General features: G+C 69.6%; 17 protein-coding genes. 7 read left to right on the top strand and 10 right to left on the bottom strand.

Features of this window, described 5'->3' with window-relative positions; translation table 11 throughout:
- Positions 1 to 7: 7 nt before the first annotated feature.
- A complete protein-coding gene (locus AC3A6J_RS03150) occupies positions 8 to 1012 on the bottom strand; it encodes a Bug family tripartite tricarboxylate transporter substrate binding protein (protein WP_487858439.1) in 1005 nt (334 codons plus the stop codon).
- The gene (locus tag AC3A6J_RS03145) at positions 1009 to 1923 is read right to left on the bottom strand and encodes a LysR family transcriptional regulator (RefSeq protein WP_487858438.1); all 915 of its coding nucleotides are present in this window, start codon (positions 1921 to 1923) and stop codon (positions 1009 to 1011) included. Before AC3A6J_RS03145 ends, AC3A6J_RS03150 begins: the two co-directional genes overlap by 4 nt.
- Before the next feature lie 137 nt (positions 1924 to 2060).
- On the opposite strand from AC3A6J_RS03145, the gene AC3A6J_RS03140 reads away from it, so the two are divergent.
- Together AC3A6J_RS03140 and AC3A6J_RS03135 are read left to right on the top strand one after the other, a co-directional pair.
- Complete coding sequence (locus AC3A6J_RS03140) at positions 2061 to 4796, top strand: tannase/feruloyl esterase family alpha/beta hydrolase (RefSeq protein ID WP_487858437.1); 2736 nt, start codon at positions 2061 to 2063, stop codon at positions 4794 to 4796.
- The gene (locus AC3A6J_RS03135) at positions 4796 to 6184 is read left to right on the top strand and encodes an alpha/beta hydrolase (protein ID WP_487858436.1); all 1389 of its coding nucleotides are present in this window, start codon (positions 4796 to 4798) and stop codon (positions 6182 to 6184) included. The genes AC3A6J_RS03140 and AC3A6J_RS03135 overlap by 1 nt, the downstream gene beginning before the upstream one ends.
- A 16-nt stretch (positions 6185 to 6200) precedes the next feature.
- Here AC3A6J_RS03135 and AC3A6J_RS03130 read toward each other — a convergent pair whose 3' ends face one another.
- From AC3A6J_RS03130 to AC3A6J_RS03105, 6 genes are all read right to left on the bottom strand, one after another.
- Positions 6201 to 7544 (bottom strand): MFS family transporter, encoded by a 1344-nt coding sequence (locus tag AC3A6J_RS03130; RefSeq protein ID WP_487858435.1) that lies wholly within the window; start codon positions 7542 to 7544, stop codon positions 6201 to 6203.
- A gap of 107 nt (positions 7545 to 7651) precedes the next feature.
- Positions 7652 to 8809, bottom strand: a complete 1158-nt coding sequence (locus AC3A6J_RS03125) for an alpha-hydroxy acid oxidase (RefSeq protein ID WP_487858434.1) — start codon at positions 8807 to 8809, stop codon at positions 7652 to 7654.
- A gap of 148 nt (positions 8810 to 8957) precedes the next feature.
- Complete coding sequence (locus AC3A6J_RS03120; RefSeq protein WP_487858433.1) at positions 8958 to 9860, bottom strand: LysR substrate-binding domain-containing protein; 903 nt, start codon at positions 9858 to 9860, stop codon at positions 8958 to 8960.
- A 39-nt stretch (positions 9861 to 9899) separates the two neighbouring features.
- The gene (locus AC3A6J_RS03115; RefSeq protein WP_487858432.1) at positions 9900 to 10631 is read right to left on the bottom strand and encodes a VOC family protein; all 732 of its coding nucleotides are present in this window, start codon (positions 10629 to 10631) and stop codon (positions 9900 to 9902) included.
- A gap of 2 nt (positions 10632 to 10633) precedes the next feature.
- Positions 10634 to 11608, bottom strand: coding sequence for a tripartite tricarboxylate transporter substrate binding protein (locus tag AC3A6J_RS03110; protein WP_487858431.1), 975 nt, complete (start codon positions 11606 to 11608; stop codon positions 10634 to 10636).
- Positions 11609 to 11658: 50 nt separating this feature from the next.
- A complete protein-coding gene (locus AC3A6J_RS03105) occupies positions 11659 to 13353 on the bottom strand; it encodes a thiamine pyrophosphate-binding protein (RefSeq protein WP_487858430.1) in 1695 nt (564 codons plus the stop codon).
- Between the two features lie 68 nt (positions 13354 to 13421).
- On the opposite strand from AC3A6J_RS03105, the gene AC3A6J_RS03100 reads away from it, so the two are divergent.
- The gene (locus AC3A6J_RS03100) at positions 13422 to 14153 is read left to right on the top strand and encodes a GntR family transcriptional regulator (RefSeq protein ID WP_487858429.1); all 732 of its coding nucleotides are present in this window, start codon (positions 13422 to 13424) and stop codon (positions 14151 to 14153) included.
- Positions 14154 to 14170: 17 nt separating this feature from the next.
- Here the strand turns inward: AC3A6J_RS03100 and AC3A6J_RS03095 are convergent, their stop codons facing one another.
- Positions 14171 to 14923 carry an SDR family oxidoreductase gene (locus AC3A6J_RS03095; RefSeq protein ID WP_487858428.1) on the bottom strand — a complete coding sequence of 251 codons (753 nt, stop codon included), beginning with the start codon at positions 14921 to 14923 and terminating at the stop codon, positions 14171 to 14173.
- 150 nt (positions 14924 to 15073) lie between these two features.
- Positions 15074 to 15868: an IclR family transcriptional regulator gene (locus AC3A6J_RS03090; RefSeq protein ID WP_487858427.1), complete on the bottom strand. Its 795-nt coding sequence runs from the start codon at positions 15866 to 15868 to the stop codon at positions 15074 to 15076.
- Between the two features lie 67 nt (positions 15869 to 15935).
- On the opposite strand from AC3A6J_RS03090, the gene AC3A6J_RS03085 reads away from it, so the two are divergent.
- Genes AC3A6J_RS03085 through AC3A6J_RS03070 form a run of 4 tightly spaced genes read left to right on the top strand, consistent with a single transcriptional unit; the run spans position 15936 to position 19264 of the window.
- Positions 15936 to 16400 (top strand): type II 3-dehydroquinate dehydratase, encoded by a 465-nt coding sequence (locus tag AC3A6J_RS03085; protein ID WP_487858426.1) that lies wholly within the window; start codon positions 15936 to 15938, stop codon positions 16398 to 16400.
- A 58-nt stretch (positions 16401 to 16458) separates the two neighbouring features.
- Positions 16459 to 17448, top strand: a complete 990-nt coding sequence (gene dctP / locus AC3A6J_RS03080; protein WP_487858425.1) for a TRAP transporter substrate-binding protein DctP — start codon at positions 16459 to 16461, stop codon at positions 17446 to 17448.
- Between the two features lie 14 nt (positions 17449 to 17462).
- A complete protein-coding gene (locus AC3A6J_RS03075; protein WP_487858424.1) occupies positions 17463 to 17966 on the top strand; it encodes a TRAP transporter small permease in 504 nt (167 codons plus the stop codon).
- Positions 17963 to 19264, top strand: coding sequence for a TRAP transporter large permease (locus AC3A6J_RS03070; protein ID WP_487858423.1), 1302 nt, complete (start codon positions 17963 to 17965; stop codon positions 19262 to 19264). Before AC3A6J_RS03075 ends, AC3A6J_RS03070 begins: the two co-directional genes overlap by 4 nt.
- Positions 19265 to 19304: the final 40 nt, after the last annotated feature.

Genomic DNA, 19304 nt, shown 5'->3' with positions numbered 1-19304 from the left:
CGGTCGGTTAGTCGAACTGCGACCGGTCCCCAGCCACCAGTTCCCGGTTCCGCCGCCGGTCCGCCGCGATCTCGCGCGCAAAGTCGTCGCTGCTGCCCACGGCAGGGATGTTGTGCGCCTCGCGCAGCCGGCCTGCGAGCGGCGCGCCAACCAGCAGTCGATTGATCTCCGCATTGAGGCGCTGCACCATCGCCGCCGGGGTGCGCGCCGGCGCGAAGATGCCGAAGAGCGAATCGCGGTTCGCCCTCTCGAAGCCCAGTTCCGCTAGCGTGGGCACCTGCGGCAGCGCCTCGATGCGCGCGGGCGCGCCCACCGCGAGCGCGCGCAGCCGGCCGCTATCGATGTACTGCAGCTGCTGCGCGGCGACGTTGGTCGACAGCACCTCGAAGTGCCCCGCGAGCGCATCGTTGAGCTGCGGTCCGCCGCCCTGGTAGGGGACGTGCGTGATGTCGAGGCGGCCCTGCAGGCGCACCTGCGCCAGCACCATGTGGCCAACCGTCGCCACGCCCGAGGTGGCCCAGCGCAGCGCGCCGGGGTGGCTGCGCGCCGTGGCGACAAGGTCGTCGAAGCTGCGGCCCGCGAAGGCCGGCGTGCCGACCACCAGCACCGGCGTGCGCATGACGCTGGCCACGGGCGCGAAGCCGCGCAGCGGGTCGTAGGCCACGCGTGCGAGCAGTGGATGCAGGGTGAGCGGGCTGATGGCCGAGAAGGCGAGCGTGCAGCCGTCGGGTGCGGCGCGCGCGAGCGCATCCATGCCGACACTGCCGCCCGCACCGGCGCGGTTTTCGACCCGCACCGGCACGCCGAGGGCGTCCGCGAGCGGCTCGGCCAGCGCACGTGCCATGCCGTCGCTGACACCGCCGGGCGGGTACACCACGATCAGCCGGAGGGGCCGCAGCGGCCACGCCGGCGCAGCGGCCAGCACCAGGCGCGGCGCGGCGCAGGCGGCTGCGAGCAGCGCGCCCGCCTGTCGCACGAAATGCCGGCGCGACGGCGCGGGCGTGTTCATCATGACCGCGGGGCCTCGGCGGCGAGCCGGCGCAGCAGCGCGGCGAAGTGCTGCGCGGGCAGGCTGTCTTCGTCGGCGCGCGACACCAGCGTGAGCGGCGCATCGAGCTGGCCGCCATCGGCGAGGCGCGCATAGGCGATCGCATGCGCGTGCACACCGGCCATCGAGGCCGGCACCACCGAGAGGCCGACGCCGGCGGCCACGAGGTTGAGGTTGGTCATCATGCGGTCGACTTCGGCCACCACGCGTGGACGCAGGCCCTTGGCAAGGCACAGCGCGAGCAGATCGGCATAGAGGCCGGGCGCGCCGGGGCGGCGCACCAGGATGATGCCTTCCTCGCAGAGCCTGGCGAGCGGCAGCGGGCGCGCACCCTTGCCGCGCGCCAGCCGATGGTCGCTCGGCATCGCGACGAGCACCGGCTCGCGCAGCAGCGTCTCGAACATCAGCCCCTCGGGCCGCGCCACCGGCACGCGCAGCAGGCCGCAATGCAGCCGACCGGCGGCCAGCGCCTCGGTGAGCGCGGCGGCGTGGTCCTCGCGCAGTTGCAAATCGATGTCGGGGTGCGCGCGCCGAAACGCGCGCAGCGCGCCGGGCATGAAGCGGTGCGCCGCGGCCGAACTCGTGAAGCCGACCGACAACGTGCCTGCCTGGCCGCTCGCCACGCGCGCCATGCGCTGCTTCATGGCCTCCATGTCCTGCAGCATGCGCAGCGCCTCGGCCTGGAACAGCCGGCCGGCATCGGTGAGCGCCACGCCGCGCGGATGGCGGCGGAACAGCAGCATGCCCAGCTCGCGCTCGAGCGCCTTGATCTGCAGGCTCAGCGGCGGCTGCTGGATGCCGAGCTGCTCGGCGGCGCGCGTCATGTGGCCCGTCTCGGCCACGGCGGTGAAGTACTTCAGCGCGCGGATGTCCATGGGTTGTCTCTCATATATTTTTTATATTGAACCGGCGGCTTTATCTTATTTGACCCGAAGTCATACGTCGACTTATCGTCCGGCCGCCTGATCAAACAACAAGCGGTCCATCGAGACTGCATGCCGGAGACGAACCCATGCGCCCACCGCGCCCGCCCGCGTCGATGCCCAAGACGATGTTCCGCGCCTGCCGCCCGTACGGCGCTGCGCTTGCCGTGTCGCTGGCGCTGGCCGCTTGCGGCGGCGGGGGAGGCGGCAGCAGCAGCGGCTTCTTCCTGCCACCGCCGGCCGCAGGTGGTCACCCATCCGGCGAAGACCCGCCTGACAATCCGCCGCCGCCGCCCGTGGTGCCGGTGCTCTCGTGCGCCGAACTGGCCGGCAGGAGTGTGCCGGCTTCGGCCATCGGGCTGCCGACGGGGGGCGCCACCGTGACCAGCGCCACGCCCGTTGCGGCCGGTGATCCGGGCAACATGCTCGGCGACCATTGCCGTGTGCGCGGCACCATCGAGCCCGTGGACCCTGCAGCGCAGGCGATCCAGTTCGCGCTCAACCTGCCCGAGCAGTGGAACCGCAAGACCATCCACTTCGGCGGCGGCGGGTTCAACGGCGTGCTGATCGACGGCACCGAGGCGATCCGCTTCGGGCCTGCGGCCAAGCCCGCGCCGCTTGCGCTCGGCTACGCCACCTACGGCGGCGACTCCGGCCACCAGTCGAGCAGCATCACCGACGCGCGCTTCGCAGCCAACGACGAGCAGCTCGCCAACTACGGCGGACTTGCACTCAAGAAAACGCGCGACGTGGCCCAGGCGCTGGTGCTCGCACGCTACGGCGTCGAGCCGGAGAAAGCCTATTTCCTCGGAACCTCCACGGGAGGGCGCGACGCGCTCAGCCACATCCAGCGCTGGCCGCTCGACTACGACGGCGTGATCGCCAACGAGCCCGCGCTCAACTACACCGGCACTCGGCTGTCGAACGTGGCCGTGGGCCGTGCGCTCTACGCAAATGGCGGTGCCGGCTGGATGAACGTGGCCAAGACGCTGCTGGTGCAGAAGACAGTGCTCGATGCGTGCGACAGGCTCGACGGCGCGGCCGACGCCATCGTGAGCAACGTCGAGAGCTGCCGCCAGCTCAATGCGCCGATCCTCGCCTCGCTGCGCTGCAGCGGCGGCACCGACAACGGCGACGGCTGCCTGTCGGACGCGCAGCTCGCGACGGTCCGCACCATCGAATCGCCGCTCGAGTTCGCCGGCTACAGCCTGGCCAACGGCGTGCGGCGTGCCGGCGGCTATAACCTGCTCGAAGGCGCCCTCGTGGCCGGCCCGTACACCTCGCGCGACCTCGGCACGCGCAAGGTGCCGGGGAACCCGGCCACATCGGCCGATGCGAACATGTACGTCACGGGCGATCAGTGGGTGAAGTACTTCGTCACCCGCGTGGCCGACTTCGACACGCTGGCCTTCGATCCGCTCGACCCCGGCATGTACACCTCGCGCGTGGCCGAGGTGTCGCGGCTGTCCGACGCGACCGACCCGAACCTTGCGCCCTTCTTCGCGCGCGGCGGCAAGCTCATCATGCTGCACGGCCTGGCCGACGAGGTGATCAGCCCCAACTCCACGATCGACTACTACAAGCAGATGGTCGCCATGCTCGGGCAGGCCGCGGTGGACGAGAGCGTGCGCTTCTACACCGTGCCCGGCATGGGCCACGGCACCGGCGTGTTCATTCCCAACTGGGATTCGCTCGCCGCGCTCGAAGGCTGGGCCGAAAAAGGCCTGGCCCCCGAGACCGGCATCGCGGTGGATGCGGTGGCCGGCACCTACGGCCGCACCCGCCCGCTGTGCCGCTATCCGGCCTGGCCCAAGTACCGTGGCAGCGGCAGCCTCGATGCAGCCGTCAACTACAGCTGCGTCACCGAGGTGGGCGACCCGCTCGCCTGCCCGAACCTGCCCGCGGCACCCACCACCTACAAGGGCGGCAACAGCTTCGGTGAGGAACTCAGCGTGGCGATCGATCCTGCCACCATGGCCTACACCGTCACCGTCGATGCGAGCCTGCAGCGCGCGGCGGGCACCGTGCGCAGCGGCGCGCTGGTGTCGCAGGGGCAGTGCAGCTACACGAGCGGCGAAAGCGGCGCGGTGTTCTCGTTCGCGGCCGGCGGCGTGCTGCTGGGCGGCGTGAACGCGCCCGCTGGCGGCGGCTTCGCGCCGCTGCTTGCGTTCCGCGACACCTTCGAGAACGCGGCAACGCCCACGGTGTTCAATCCGGTCGCGAACATCTTCAATGCGGTGGGCGTGCAGCAGGGCGGTGCGGGCCCGGTGGCCTACGAAGGCGCGGTGCGCTTGCGCAATGCGGGCACTTTCCAGTACTGCCGCCATGCCGCCAGTTTCATCGTCTACGACGCTTCCTGCACCGACACAGAGAAGGGCTACATCAGCTACAACGCCGCACGCAACGCCTTCGACCTGCGCACCACCTCGCCCACGAGCGGCGCCACCACCACTGGCGGCACGCTCACGGGCTCGATGGTGATCGGCCTCGTCAACGGCGCCGCGCTGCCGCTGCATCTGGTGCGCGAATCGGCCGCGAATTTCGGCCTGCGCCTGTACGCGGCGCAGCAGAGCCTGGCCGCAGGCGCGGCCGATGGCAGCTACGCCATGGTCAGCGTGGCGGGGCAGGCCGGCGAAGCCACGCTGGCCGGCAGCAGTTTCAACCTGCGCGGGGCCGCAGCGGCGCTGCGCTACGACACGCCGGTGCCGGGCGTGGCCGAGGCCGATGCGGGCCGGCCCGGGCATCTCATCTTCAACAGCGGCGTCGTGGGATTCGTGACCGGTTCTGGCACGGATGCGGCGCTTGAACTCGGAGCAAGGCATTGATGAACACGAAACAGGCTTCCTCTCGGCGACATGCACGGCTGGCCTCGGCCGCCGGTCTCGCACTCGCGCTCATGAGCGGCGTGAGCTCCGCGCATGCCGCCCGCGCCACCGCGCCTGAGCCCGCTACGTGCCCGCAGCCCGTGCCCGAGGGCGCGCGCTGCTACACGGGCGCCGACGGCGCAGGCGCGTTCTACTGGATCGCGATCCCGAAGGACTGGAACCGCGGGGTGCTCGTGATGCATGCGCATGGCGGCCCCGAGACCGGCCCGCCCACCCTCGCGCGCAGCGAGAAGGACCTCCAGCGCTGGGCCGTCACGGTAAAGGCGGGCCACGCATGGGCCGGCTCCAGCTACCGCCGCGGCGGCTACGGCGTAACGATGGCCGCCGAGGACACCGAGCGGCTGCGCCGCATCGTCGTGCAGCACTTCGGTCCGCCGCGCCGCACGCTGCTGCACGGCCAGAGCTACGGCGCGGGCGTGGCCGCCAAGGCGGCCGAGCTCTATGCGCCCGCGGGCGGCGCCGTCAAGAGTCCGTACGACGGGTTGCTGCTGACCAGCGGCGTGCTCGGCGGCGGCAACAGCGCCTACGATTTCCGGCTCGACCTGCGCGTGGTCTACCAATACGTGTGCCGCAACCATCCGCGCCCCGACGAGCCGCAATACCCGCTCTGGCAAGGCCTGCCGATGGACGCGAAGCTCACGCGCAAGGACCTGGCCGAGCGCGTGCGCGAATGCACCGGCGTCGGCCTGCCGGCCGCACAGCGCACGCCCGAGCAGGCCGCGCGGCTCAAGACCATCCTGGCCGCGGTGAAGATTCCCGAGCGCGCGCTCGTCGGCCACCTGAACTGGGCGACCTGGCTGTTCCAGGACCTGGTGCAACTGCGGCTCGGTGGCCGCAACCCCTTCGGCAACGTCGGCGTGCGCTACGCCGCGCCGACCCCCGCCGAGGCCGACGCGCTGAACGCCGGCGTGATGCGTTATGCGGCCGATCCGCAGGCCAAGGGCGCGCTCGCGGCCGACAGCCAGCCGACGGGGCGCACTGGGCTGCCCACGCTGGGCCTGCATGCGATCGACGACCCGACCGCCTTCGTCGAGCTCGAAAGCGCCTACCGCCGCATCCGCGATGCCGCGGGCACCGGCGAGTTGCTGGTACAGAGCTTCAGCGCCGAGCGCGAGCACAGCTACCTGGCCGAGTCGCAGTACCCCGCGCTCTTCGATGCGCTGCTCGACTGGATCGACAAGGGCGAGAAGCCCACGCCCGAGCGGCTTGCCGCGCGCTGCACGGCACTCATGCCGCGTTACGACACCGACGGCAAGAACGGTTGCCGCATCCAGCCGGCATGGCAGCCGCCGCCGCTGGAAAGTCGGGTGCCGTCGCGCGCGCCCTGAATCTGCCGTCGTGCGCTCAATGGTCGTGATGCAGGTAGCTCGCCTGCCGCGGCAGGCGCAGGCTCACGAGAAAGGCCACCACCATCATCACGGTCACGTACCAGAAGAAGGCCGACTCGTGGCCCAGCGCCTTGAGGCCCAGCGCCACGTATTCGGCCGAGCCGCCGAAGATCGCATTGGCCACGGCATACGCCAGGCCGACGCCGAGGGCGCGCACTTCGGGCGGGAACATCTCGGCTTTCACGATGCCGCTGATCGAGGTGTAGAAGCTCACGATCGCGAGCGCGACGACGATCAGTACGAAGGCCACCACGGGGTTGGTGGTGTGCTGCAGCGCCGTGAGGATCGGCACCGTCGCGAGCGCGCCGAGGCCGCCGAACAGCAGCATGTTGTTGCGCCGCCCGATGCGATCGGACAGCGCGCCGAACACCGGCTGCATGCACATGTAGACGAACAGTGCGCCGGTCATTACGTAGCTTGCGGTCTTGATCGGCAGGTGCACCGTGTTCACCAGGTACTTCTGCATGTACGTGGTGAAGGTGTAGAAGATCAGCGAACCGCCGGCGGTGTAGCCCAGCACGGTCAAGAAGGCCGGCATGTGGTGCTTGAAGAGCCCGGCCATGGTGCCGGCCTCCTTGTTGGCCTTGGCCTCGGCGCTCTGCGTTTCGTGCAGCGTGCGGCGCAGCAGCAGAGCCACCACCGCGGCCACGGCGCCGATCACGAACGGAATGCGCCAGCCCCACGCCTTGAGCTCGGCCTCGGTGAGCAGCTGTTCGAGCACCACGATGACGAGCACCGCGAGCAGCTGCCCACCGATGAGCGTGACGTACTGGAACGACGAGAAGAAGCCGCGCTGGCCACGCAGCGCCACCTCGCTCATGTAGGTGGCGGTGGTGCCGTACTCGCCCCCGACCGACAGCCCCTGGAACAGGCGGCACACCAGCAGCAGGAACGGCGCCCAGGCGCCGATCTGCGCGTAGGTCGGCAGGAAGGCGATGACGAGCGAGCCGGCGCACATCATCGTGACCGAGATCAGCATCGATGTCTTGCGCCCGACCTTGTCGGCGATGCGGCCGAACAGCCAGCCGCCGATCGGCCGCATGAGGAAGCCGGCCGCGAACACGCCGGCCGTGTTGAGCAACTGAACGGTGGGATCCGACTGGGGGAAGAAGGCCGACGCGAAGTACAGCGCCGAGAAGGCGTAGACGTAGAAGTCGAACCACTCGACGAGGTTGCCCGACGAGGCCGCCATGATCGAGAAGATGCGGTGGCGCTTCTCTTCGGGCGTGTAGTGGGGTGGAGACAGGGTGGATGCGGCGGACGCCGAAAGGCCTCCGGCGCCGGGCTGAGCTACGGTCATGATGGTTTCTGCCGCCTCGAGGGCGATGTTGTTGGAACCGTCATTCTCGGCACGCCTTTTGGGGCGTGCTTGTCAGCCGTTGCCGCAAGCCTGCAGCCGATGGGGGCTTAGAACGTCCCCGGCAGCAGGATCCCCGAATCCACCGTGTCGATGTCGGTACGGCCGCAGAAGGCCATCGTGAGGTCGAGCTCGCGGTGGATGATCTGCAGCGCGCGCGTCACGCCCGCCTCGCCGTACGCGCCCAGGGCATAGAGAAAGCTGCGGCCGATCAGCGTGCCGCGAGCGCCCAGGGCGCGCGCCTTGAGCACGTCCTGGCCGCTGCGGATGCCGCCGTCCATCCAGACCTCGATTTCGCGGCCCACGGCATCGACGATGGCGGGCAGCGCGGCGATGGAAGACGGCGCGCCGTCGAGCTGGCGACCGCCGTGGTTCGATACGATGAGCGCATCGGCGCCGCTCGCGGCCGCCAGGCGTGCGTCTTCCACGTCCATGATGCCCTTGAGGATCAGCTTGCCGCCCCAGCGCTTCTTGATCCATTCCACGTCGGCCCAGCTCAGCGCCGGGTCGAACTGCTCGGCGGTCCACGACGACAGCGACGACAGGTCCTTCACGCCCTTGGCATGGCCGGCGATGTTGCCGAAGGTGCGGCGCTTCGTGCCGAGCATGCCCATGCACCACCGCGGCTTGGTCGCAAGGTTGATCAGGTTCTTCAGCGTGGGCTTGGGCGGCGCGGTCAGGCCGTTCTTGATGTCCTTGTGGCGCTGGCCGAGGATCTGCAGGTCGAGCGTGAGCTGCAGCGCCGACACGTTGGCGGCGCGGGCGCGCTCGATCAGGCGCTCGATGAAGTCGCGGTCCTTCATCACGTAGAGCTGGAACCAGAACGGATGGCGCCCGGTGTGTTCGGCAATGTCCTCGAGCGAGCAGATGCTCATGGTCGACAGCGTGAACGGAACGCCGAAGGCCTTGGCCGCGCGCGCGCCGAGGATCTCGCCGTCGGCATGCTGCATGCCCGTGAGGCCGGTCGGCGCAATGGCCACGGGCATGGCGACGTCCTGGCCGACCATGGTGGTGCGCGTGCTGCGGCCCTCCATGTTCACCGCCACGCGCTGGCGCAACTTGATGCTCTGAAAGTCGCTTTCGTTGGCGCGGTAGGTGCCTTCGGTCCACGCGCCGGAATCGGCGTAGTCGTAGAACATCTTCGGCACGCGTCGCTTGGCGATCACCCGCAGGTCTTCGATGGTGGTGATCTTGGAAAGGTCGGGCAAGGGGTGTCTCCTCGGTATCGCTTGTAGGGGTCGGCCGGTGCGGCGTTGGCGCGCCATTATGGACAGCAGGCAGGCTGCGCCCGCGCCGAGTGTGGCGCGCCGCGGCGCGGCCGATCTGAAAAATACCCGCGGCGGTGCTGAAAAGAATTCAGGGCTGTGCGCCGTCGCGCAGCGCCTGCCGCAGCCATTCGACGAACGTCGCGCACTCCCAGCGCTCCATCGCGCCCGGGCGCCAGCACAGGAAGTACGCATTGGGCGACGGCACGCTGCGCGCCGAAAGCCGCACCAGCCGCCCGCTCTCGAGCCAGGCGCGGCCGAGCCGCAGGTGCATCAGCACGACGCCGAAGTCCTCGGCGGCCGCGTCGAGGGCCAGGCCCAGGTCGTTGAACTGATGGCCCGTGGCCGGCTCGGGCAGTCCGATGTCGCAGGCCTTGAACCAGATGCGCCACGACTCGAGCGGCGTGCGCAGCAGCTGGGCCCGCGCGATCTCGGCCTCGCTCGCAAAGCCCTCTTCGAATGGCCCGTGGCGTGCCAGGTAGGCCGGGCTGCAGGCCGGCGACACATCGTCGGCCAGCAGTTGGCAGAACTCACGGTCATGAAAGGGTCCGCTGCCGAAGCGCAGTTCGAGGTCGGCTTCCTCGGCAGTCTGGTTGCGCACCGGCATGGTGACCTGCAGCATCAGTTCGATGTTCGGATAGGCATCGCGAAACTGTGCCAGCCGCGGCAGCAGCATCTGGCGCGAGAAGGTGGGCGTGACGGCCACGCGCAGCCGCCGCAGCTGCGATGCGGGCTCGCGCCCGGGCACCTGCTGCAGCGCGGCGATGGCCTCGCGCACGCGGGCAAGGTAGGCGAGGCCGTCGGTGCTGAGGCCGAAATCGCCGCCGGAAAAGAACTTGAGTCCGAGCTGCAGTTCGAGCTGCCGGATGCGGTGGCTCACCGCGCTCGGCGTGACGCTGAGCTCCTCGGCGGCAAGGTTCACGCTGCGCAGCCGCGCGACGGCCTCGAAAGCGAGCAGACCCTGGGTCGACGGAAGGCGCGTGGTGGAAACCATGGGGCGATGTTAGCCAAGCCCCACGCGGGCCCCCCGGTGCTACGAACCGGTCAGCGCGAACGCCACGCCGTGCGTCAGCGCCGGGTCGATCTGGCCAGGGTTGCCGGCCGCATCGACTTTCAACGTGATGGCGCTCGGCCCTTCGCCGCGCGAGCGGCCGGGCTCGGCGTGCAGCGCGATGTCGAAACCCTGCAGGCGCACACGGCCATCACCGGCCATCGCATCGGGGCCGAGCAGCATGCGGTAGCGCGCCAGGCTTTCCTCGACGTCGTGCACGGCGACCTGCACCGCGGCAATGCCGCGCACACCGTTGGCATGGCGGCGCACGTCGCCTTCGGGCACGCGCAGCGCCCGCGGCGTGATGTCGGCGCAGAGAAAAGGCAGGTCGTGCCGCACCTGCCGCGCCGAGCTCCAGGCGATGCGCACGCCATCGGGCCGCTGCCGGGCACCGGGCACGGCGGTCAGTTCGGCCAGCCCGCGTTCGCGCGCGGCGGCCACGGCGGCATCGATGTCCTCTGGCCAGAGCGCGAAGTCGACCAGGCCCTCACCGGCCGCATCGAGCACGCGCCACCAGCGCTCTTCGGGCGAAGGCGCCGAGTAGGCGATCAGCTCGAGGTAGCTGCCGTCGTCGAACACCGCGAGCGCATTCGCGGTGTTGCGCCCCGGATGCCTGCCGCCGGCAATGACGTTGAAGCCGGCGAGCCGGTAGTCGGCCACCGCCTCGTCGAGCGATTCGACCGCGATCACCACATGGTCCAGCGCCATGGGCATCGTCATTCCTCCAGCTTCAGCTTGGTCTCGCGCACGAAGGCGGTCCAGCGCTCGAACTCGGCGCGCGCATGGCGGTCGACGCCCGGCCCATCGGTGGCCATCACTTCGAAGCCCGCCTGCGTGAGCCTGTTCTTCACCTCGGGCGCCTGCAGCGCGGCGCGGAAACCTTCGGTGAGCGGGCCCAGCTTGTCGGCCGGCGTGGCCGCGGGCGCGAAGATGCCGATCCACGAATAGGCCTGGAAGCCCGGAAAGCCCGACTCGGCCACGGTGGGCACGTCCGGCAGGTCGGGCAGGCGCTCGGTGCCCGTGACGGCCAGCGGCTTGATCTTGCCTGCGGCGATCTGGCCCTTGAGCGCGGCGTAGCTCAGCAGCGTGAGCTGCGAGACGTTGCCCACCACCGCCTGAACGGCCGGCCCGCCGCCGCCGTAGGGCACGTGCAGCACATAGACGCCGGCGCGGCGCTTGATGTCTTCCATGACCAGGTGATTCATGGAGCCGACGCCGGTCGATGCGTAGCTGAAGCGCGACGGTTCTTTTTTCGCCGCGTCGATGAAGCCGCGCAGGTCCTTGGCCGGCACCGAGGCCGAGGCGCCGATCACCAGCGGGAAGCGCACCGCCAGCGTGACGCCGGTGAAGTCCTTGAAGGTGTCGTAGGGCAGGCGCGACTTGGCGATGGGGTTGATGGCGTGCGTGTCGAAGGCCACCAGCACGGTGTTGCCGTTGGGCGCCGACTTGGCCACGTGGCTGGTCGCCAGCTGGCTCGCGGCGCCGGGCCGGTTCTCGACCACCACCGGGCGGCCCAGGCGCTTTTCGAGCTCGGGCTGCATGATGCGCGCCGCGATGTCGGTGCTGCCGCCAGGCGGAAAGGTGACCACCATGTGCAGCGGCGCGTCGGACGGCTGGGCCGCGGCGGCGCCCGCCAGGCTCAGGGCGGCCGCGGCCAGCAGGGCGCGGCGGCGATGGATCGGGAACTGCATCTTGTTGGCCTTTCGATGTGAGTGACTGCTGTTGGACGCTCGATTCTTGCTCAACCCATCCACTGGCTGACCGGCACGGCGGTGTCTTGCAACGGCTGCGAGAGCACGTCGACCAGCGCCGGACCGTCATGCGCCAGCGCCGCCTTGAGCGCGGCCTCCAGCTCGCTCGGGTCTTCCACGCGCCAGGCCTTCACGCCGAAGGCCTCGGCCACGCGCGCATGGTCGGTGCGGTTGAAGTCGACCGAGTAGTAGCGCTCGTCGTAGCCGGTCTTCTGGCTGGCCTTGATCCAGCCGAACACCGCGTTGGAGAACACGATCATCTTCAACGGCACGCCGCGTCGCACGATGGTTTCCATCTCGCCGCAGGTGAAGCCGAAGCTGCCGTCGCCCATCACGGAGACCACCATGGCGTCGGGCCGGCCGAACGCCGCGCCGACGCCTGCGGCCATCGAGAAGCCGAGCGCACCGTGGGCGCGGTTGGTGATGAAGTGGCGCCCGGCCTGCGGTGCGTCGAAGTAGGCGGCGAAATACGGGCACGGCGTGCCGGGGTCGGCCACCACCACGGCATTGGCGGGCAGCAGCCGGTTCAGTGCATCGACCACCCGCTCGGGCTTGATCGGGCGATCGGTCGATCGGGCCAGCCCGGCAAAGAAGGCCTGCTTCTGCGCGCGGCTGCGCGCCACGATCGCGCGGCCGTCTGCGGCATCGGCCGGCCGGTGCGCGATGCGCTCGCCCACCGCCGCGGCCAGCGCGGCCAGGCCCAGGCGTGCGTCGCCGACCAGTGCCACGTCGGTGCGGTAGTTGGTGGCGATGGTGCCGGGGTCGATGTCCAGGTGCAGGATCGCTACCTCGCGTGCCGGCATCTTCCAGTGTTCGGTGGTGGTCGAGCCCGCGCGCGCGCCGACGAACAGCACCAGGTCGGCCTCGGCGATGACATCGCGCGTGGCCTCGACGCCGCCGTTGGTGCCGATCACGCCCGCATTCAGCGGATGGCTGCTCGGCAGGCTGCCGCTGCCGCTGATGGTGATGCAGACGGGCGCGTTCAGCTGCGTGGCCAGCGCCTCCAGCGCGGCATGGCCGCCCGAGATGACCACGCCGCCGCCGCACACGATGACCGGGCAGCGCGCCGCCACCAGCTTGTCGGCCGCGCGTTCGACCTCGGCCGGGTCGGGCGCGAAGCGGTAGGCGGGGTAGCGGTCGTGCCCCGGCTGCGCCCAGACCTCAGCCGGATCGATGGCGTGCTTCTGCACGTCGTAGGGCAGGCAGATGTGCGTGGCGCCGGGCCGGCCGGTGACCATGGCGCGGAAGGCGCTGCGCACCGCATGCGGGATCTGGTCGACGCGGTCGATCGTGGTGTTCCACTTGGTCAGCGGCTGGTAGAGCGCCTGCTGGTCGAGTTCGGTCAGCGGGAACTTGCCGCGCGCGCCGACCGACACGTCCGAGGTGATGCCCAGCACCGGAATGGCCGATTCGTTGGCTTCCACCAGTCCAGGCAGCAGGTAGGTCGCGCCGCCGCCGCTCGGACCTTCGCAGATGCCGGGCTTGCCGGTGACGCGGGCATAGGCGTCGGCCATGTAGGCGGCGCTGCGCTCGTCGCGCGTGAGCACGTGGTCCATGCCGTGGTCGAGGCGCGCCAGCGCGTCGTAGAAGGGCAGGCTGGTGTCGCCGCACAGTCCGAAGATGTGCTTGACGCCGTTGAGTTGCAGCATGCGCACCAGCGCGTCCGCGCCGTTCATGGATGACATTCGATAAGCTCCAGCGGGGTGGACCTGTGGGGGTCCAGTTAAGAACGCATTTCAGTATACTTAAAAACATGCACAAGACAAGCGGCAGCCCGGTGGTCGCGCCCGGCCCCGTCACACCCATCTCCAAGCTGCGGCGCGAACGGGGCTCGGGCGTCTTCGAGGCGCTGCGCGACATGGCGATCTCCTACCAGCTCAAGCCGGGCGAGCGCCTCAGCGAGATCGAGCTGGCCGAGCGGCTGGGCGTGAGCCGAACGCCCGTGCGCGAGGCGCTGGCCCGGCTGGTGAACGACGGCTTCCTGCTGCCCGCCACGCGCGGCTTCGTGCGCCGTCCGCTCGATGTGCAGGAGACGCTCGATCTGTACGAGGCGCGGGTGGCCGTCGAAAGCGCCTGCCTGTCGCTGGCGATCCTGCGCGCCACCGACGAGGACATCGCCCAGGCCCGGACCTACCTGGCTGCGAGCCAGAAGGCGCCGCCCGATGCGCCGGTGGAGCAGTTGGTGGAGCTCGACGAGGGCTTCCATCTGCGCATTGCCGACATGGCACGCAACCAGGAGTTGCGCCGCATGCTGGGCGTGCTGAACGAGCGCATCCGCTTCATCCGCTGGATCGACATGGAGAACGTGGGGCGCAACGCCACGCAGAAGGAGCACCAGCAGATCCTGAAGGCGCTGGCCGCGCGCGACGAAACCGCGGCGCAGCGCGTGCTCAAGGAGCACATCGGGCTGCGCAAGGAGCAGATCGTCGACGCCATCGCCAAGGGCCTGACGCGGATCTACCTGCCCGCCGAGCCGCGGGCTTGAACGACGTCAGAGCGGCGTCAGAACGCGGCGTGCTCGGCCGGCCGCGGCCGCCATGCCGGGCGGCGTGGCGCGGCAATGCTGCCGCCTTCGATCGCGCCGGCGATCGAGCGCGCCACCGCCTCGGCGGGCACCGCGATGCGGCGCCGCGTGACCATGCGCTCGAACGCACTGCAGGCCGCGATGTGGTCGGCCAGCGTGATGTTCGCCGCACTCACGTCGGGGCGCACCACCGTCACGCGAATGCGCCCGGCATGCTCCTGCCGCAGGCCTTCGGAAACCGCGTCGATCGCGTACTGCGTGCCGCAGTAGACGGCCGAGTTCGGCGACACGCCCTCGGCCGGCACCGGCGCCACGTTGACGATGTGGCCCGCGCCCTGTTCCTGCATCGTCGGCAGCACCGCCGCCATGCCGAGCAGCACGCCGCGCAGGTTGACGTCGATCATCAGCTCCCACTCGTCGACCTTGCGCGTCCACAGCGGCGCGAGCGGCATCACGCCAGCGGCATTGACCAGCACGTCGATGCGGTCGTGCTGCTCGAGCGCGAATTCGGCAAAAGATTCGACGTCGGGGCGCCACGTCACGTCGAGCCGCTGCCAGCTCGCGGTGCCGCCTTCGGCCGCGATCTGCCCGGCCAGCGCCTCGAGCCGCTCGGTGCGGCGGGCGCCGAGCACCACCTTGGCGCCGCGGCGTGCCAGCAGGCGCGCAGTGGCTTCGCCGATGGCGCCGCTCGCGCCGGTGATGAGGACGACTTTCTCTCGGATTGCGCTCATGTGAAACTCCTCTGCGGTCTGTCTGAAGCATGGCGCAGGGGCTGCGCCGGCCATGCAGGGAAGTTTCGTGCCGACACTGCGGCGGGCGGTAGACGAATCGAACGGCGTTCTTGCCTGATCCTGCAATCCGCGCGGGAATAAGGGACCGGTTCAGCCCTTGCCGAGTGCGGGCCGCCCGAACAGGCTCGACGCATTGCTGACCGGCCCGAGCTCGGCGGTGGCCGCCAGCAGCGCGGGCGCGAGTTCGTGCATGCGGTCGCTGCCCAGGCGGGTGCGCGGCCCCGCGATGCTGATGACGCCGATCACTTCCTTGCGGCGGAACACCGGCGCGGCCATGGCCGACATGCCGGGCGCGAAGACCTCGTCGATCATCGCGTAGCCGCGCACCCGCGCCGCGTGCAGGTAGCCGAGCAGCGCACGGATCGTCGTGGGCGCCTTCGGACCGTATTCGGCCGGCGTGCCGAAGCCCTGGCGCGAGACCAGTTCGAGCGCGCGCTCGTCGCTCAGCGTCATCAGCCAGGCATGGCCCGACGAGGTGCACGACAGGCGCGCGTCCATGCCCATGTCGGGGTCGTAGCGCAGCCCCGCCTGGCGCAGGCCCTGCGACTTGGCGACCCAGGTCAGGCGATCCTCGTCGACGATCGACAGGCGGACCAGCTCGCCCGAAGCCTGCCCGAGCCGCTCCAGCAGCGGCTCGGCCACGTTCACGATGCCCGCGCCGCTCAGGAAACCGAGCCCGAGCGAGACCACCTTGGTGGTCAGCACATAGTCGCCCTGCTTGCGCGCCTGCCGAACGTAGCCGCGTCGCTGCAGCTCCGCGAGCAAGCGGTGGCAGGCGCTCGGCGGAATGTCGAGCTCGGACGCGAGCAGCGTCAGCGGCAGCCCCTGCGGATGGTGCGAGAGATGCTCCAGCACGGAGAGGCCACGGTCGAGGGAGATGCTCATGCGCCGCATTATGAAATAGGTTTCCAGTCTGGAAAGCCTTTGGCGGCCGGGCCGAAGAATCGGCCGCATGCGTCCCATCGTCTACATCCTCAACGGCCCCAACCTCAACCTGCTCGGCGTGCGCGAGCCGCACCTGTACGGCAGCACGACGCTGGCGCAGGTGGAGCAGCTCTGCCGCCGCGTGGCGGACGAACTGGGCCTCGGCTGCGAATTTCGCCAGAGCAACCACGAAGGCGTGCTCGTCGACTGGGTACAGGAAGCGCGCGAGCGTGCCGCGGCGGTCGTCATCAATCCGGCGGGGCTGTCGTTCCGCTCGATCCCGCTGCTCGATGCGCTCAAGACGCTGGACCAGCCGATCGCCGAAGTCCACGTGACCAACATCCATCGGCGCGACGCGCTCTATCAGAATTCGCTGGTCTCGCTGGCGGCCACCGGCGTGATCTGCGGCTTCGGGCCCTTCGGCTACGAGCTCGCGCTCCGGGCGCTGGCCCAGCGGCTGGCGCCGGAGCCCGCGGCGGCCACCGCGGCCTGAGCCCGCCTTCGCCTTCGTTCATCATTCCAATCGCCAAGAGAAAACAGGAGACAAAACCATGAACCGTTCCATCGACCGCCGCACGCTGCTGGGCGCGGGTGCCGCACTGGCCGCCGGTGCCGCCGTGCCGGCCTGGGCCCAGGGCCAGCCCACGCTGCGCTTCGCCGCCGTGTTCTCCGACAAGGACATCCGCGCCGACATGATGAAGCAGTTCGCCAAGGACATCGAGGCCGACTTCAAGGTCGAGATGTTCCTCAACTCGACGCTGTTCCGCCAGGGCACCGAACTCGTGGCGCTGCAGCGCGACAACCTCGAGATGGGCAACATCGCGCCGCAGGACATCTCCAAGCAGGTGCCCGCATGGTCGCTGCTCACCTCGGCCTACCTGTTCCGCGATGCCAACCACCTGAACAGCTTCTTCGCGAGCGACCTCGGCACGCAGATGAAGAAGATGGTCGAAGACCAGCTCAAGGTGAAGATCCTCGGGCCGACCTTCTTCGGCACGCGCCACGTCGGCATCAAGCCCAAGAAGCGCATCAACGCGCCCGCCGACCTGGCCGGCATCAAGCTGCGCATGCCGCCCGGCGACACCTGGCAGATGCTGGGCCGCTCGCTCGGTGCCAACCCCACGCCCATGGCCTACGCCGAGACCTACACCGGCCTGCAGACCGGCGCAATCGACGGCCAGGACAACCCGCTGCCGAACGTGCAGAACATGAAGTTCTACGAGGTCATGTCGCAGATCGTGCTGACCTCGCACCTCGTGGCTTTCGACGTGCTGGCCGTCAACATGAAGACCTGGCAGGGCATGGCGCCCGCGAAGCAGCAGGCCTTCCAGGCCGCCGCCGACAAGGCCATCGCCTGGAGCACCGCCGAGCACCAGAAGCGCGAGGCTGAACTGGCCGAGAGCTTCCGCAAGCAGGGGCTCGAGGTGTATGCGCCCGACATCGCCGCCTTCCGTGCACATGCGCAGAAGGCGTACCTCGCCTCGGCCGACGCCAAGAGCTGGCCGGCCGGCATGCTCGACAAGATCAACGCCATGAAGTGAAGGCGGCTGCTGCAATGCTCGGCCGCATCCTCCATCTGCTGCACCGCTTCGCCGAGGCGGTTGCGGCCACGCTTCTGGCGGTGATCTTCGTCGCCTTCATCGTGCAGATCGCTGCGCGCTACATCTTCGACTGGCCCGTGGGCTGGACCACCGAGCTCTCGCTCGCGGCCTGGCTCTGGCTGGTGCTGTGGGGCGCGGCCTTCGTGCTGAAGGACGAGGAAGAGATCCGCATCGACATCGTCGCCGGCATCGCCAGCCGGCGCGTGCGGCGCGTCGCCGGCGCCGTGGCCTCGCTCGGCGTGATCGTGCTGTTCGGCATGTCGCTGCCCGCGTCGTACGACTACGTGAGCTTCATGAAGGTCGAGAAGAGCTCGTACCTCGGCATTCGCATGGACTGGCTCTATGCGATCTACCTCGTCTTCGTCGTGGCCGTCATCGCCCGCAACCTTCGCCTGCTCGTGCGCGGACCCGCGCGCACCGCGCCTGCCGATCCATCCGCTTCTCCCTCCGCATTGTGAATTTCACCAGTCCCCTCTCGCTGGCGCTCTACGCGATCGTGGCGCTCAGCCTGCTCGGCGTGCCCGTCGGCCACGCGATGATCGCCGGCTCGGTGCTGTACCTGTACCTCAAGGGCATGGACATGGGCGCCGCGGCCGAGCAGCTGCTCAACGGCACCTACTCGAGCTTTCTGCTGCTCGCGATTCCCCTCTTCATCCTCGCGGCCACCATCATGAGCTCGGGCAGCATCCTCGACCGGCTGCTGCGCTTCTGCAATGCGCTCGTGGGCCGCTTTCCGGGCGGACTCGCGCAGGTCAACGTGCTGCAGAGCATTGTGTTCGCGAGCATGTCGGGCTCGGCGCTGGCCGATGCCGCGGGCTCCGGCAAGCTGATGCAGGCCATGATGACCCGCGACGGCAAGTACACGCCGGGCTTCGCCGCCGCGCTGAGCGCGGTTTCGGCGGTGATCGGCCCCATCCTGCCGCCCTCGATCCCGCTGGTGCTCTATGCGCTGGTGTCGGGCACCTCGATCGGCTATCTCTTCATCGGCGGCGTGCTGCCCGGCCTGCTGCTCGGCGCGGTGCAGATGGCACTGATCTACGTGCTCGCGCGGCGCCGCGGCTTTCCGGTGGAGCCGAGGGTGCCGCTGCGCGAGATGCCGCGCATCACGCGCGAAGCGCTGCCGGCGCTGATGCTGCCGGTGATCCTGCTCGGCTGCCTCTACAGCGGCGTGACCACGCCCACCGAGGCCGCCGGCATCGCCGCCGCCTATGCGCTGCTGATCTCCGTCGGGCTCTACCGCAGCATGCGCTGGGCCGACCTGTACCAGTCGCTGCTGTCGAGCGCGCGCATGAGCGTCTCGATCGGCATGCTGATCGCGGGTGCGCTGGTGTTCAACTACGTGATCACGTCGGAGAACATTCCCGCCACGCTGAGCACCGCGATGAAGGGCTTGAGCCTTTCGCCGATGGCCTTTCTGCTGCTCGTCAACCTGATCCTGCTGGTGCTCGGCGCCTTCCTCGAAGGCTCGACCATCATCCTGATCATCCTGCCCGTGCTGCTGCCGACCGCGGTGTCGCTGGGCATCGACCCGGTGCACTTCGGCGTGATGGCGGTGCTGAACATCATGATCGGCCTCGTCACGCCGCCTTACGGGCTGCTGCTGTTCATGATGAGCAAGATCGCCAATGTCTCGATGGCGGTGCTGGTGCGGGAAGCCTTTCCGTTCCTGCTGGTCATGTTCGGCGCACTGGCGCTGGTGACGGTGTGGCCCGACCTGGTGCTGTTCCTGCCGCGTCTGGCGGGGTATTCGGGCTAGCAGGCGACGGGGACGCCCTGCGTCCAACAGGGCACAGCGG

The organism is Variovorax sp. Soil_C_39, assembly GCF_057656815.1.
Note: the sequence above shows the minus strand (reverse complement) of the source record. Positions and strands in the feature narration are given on the sequence as shown.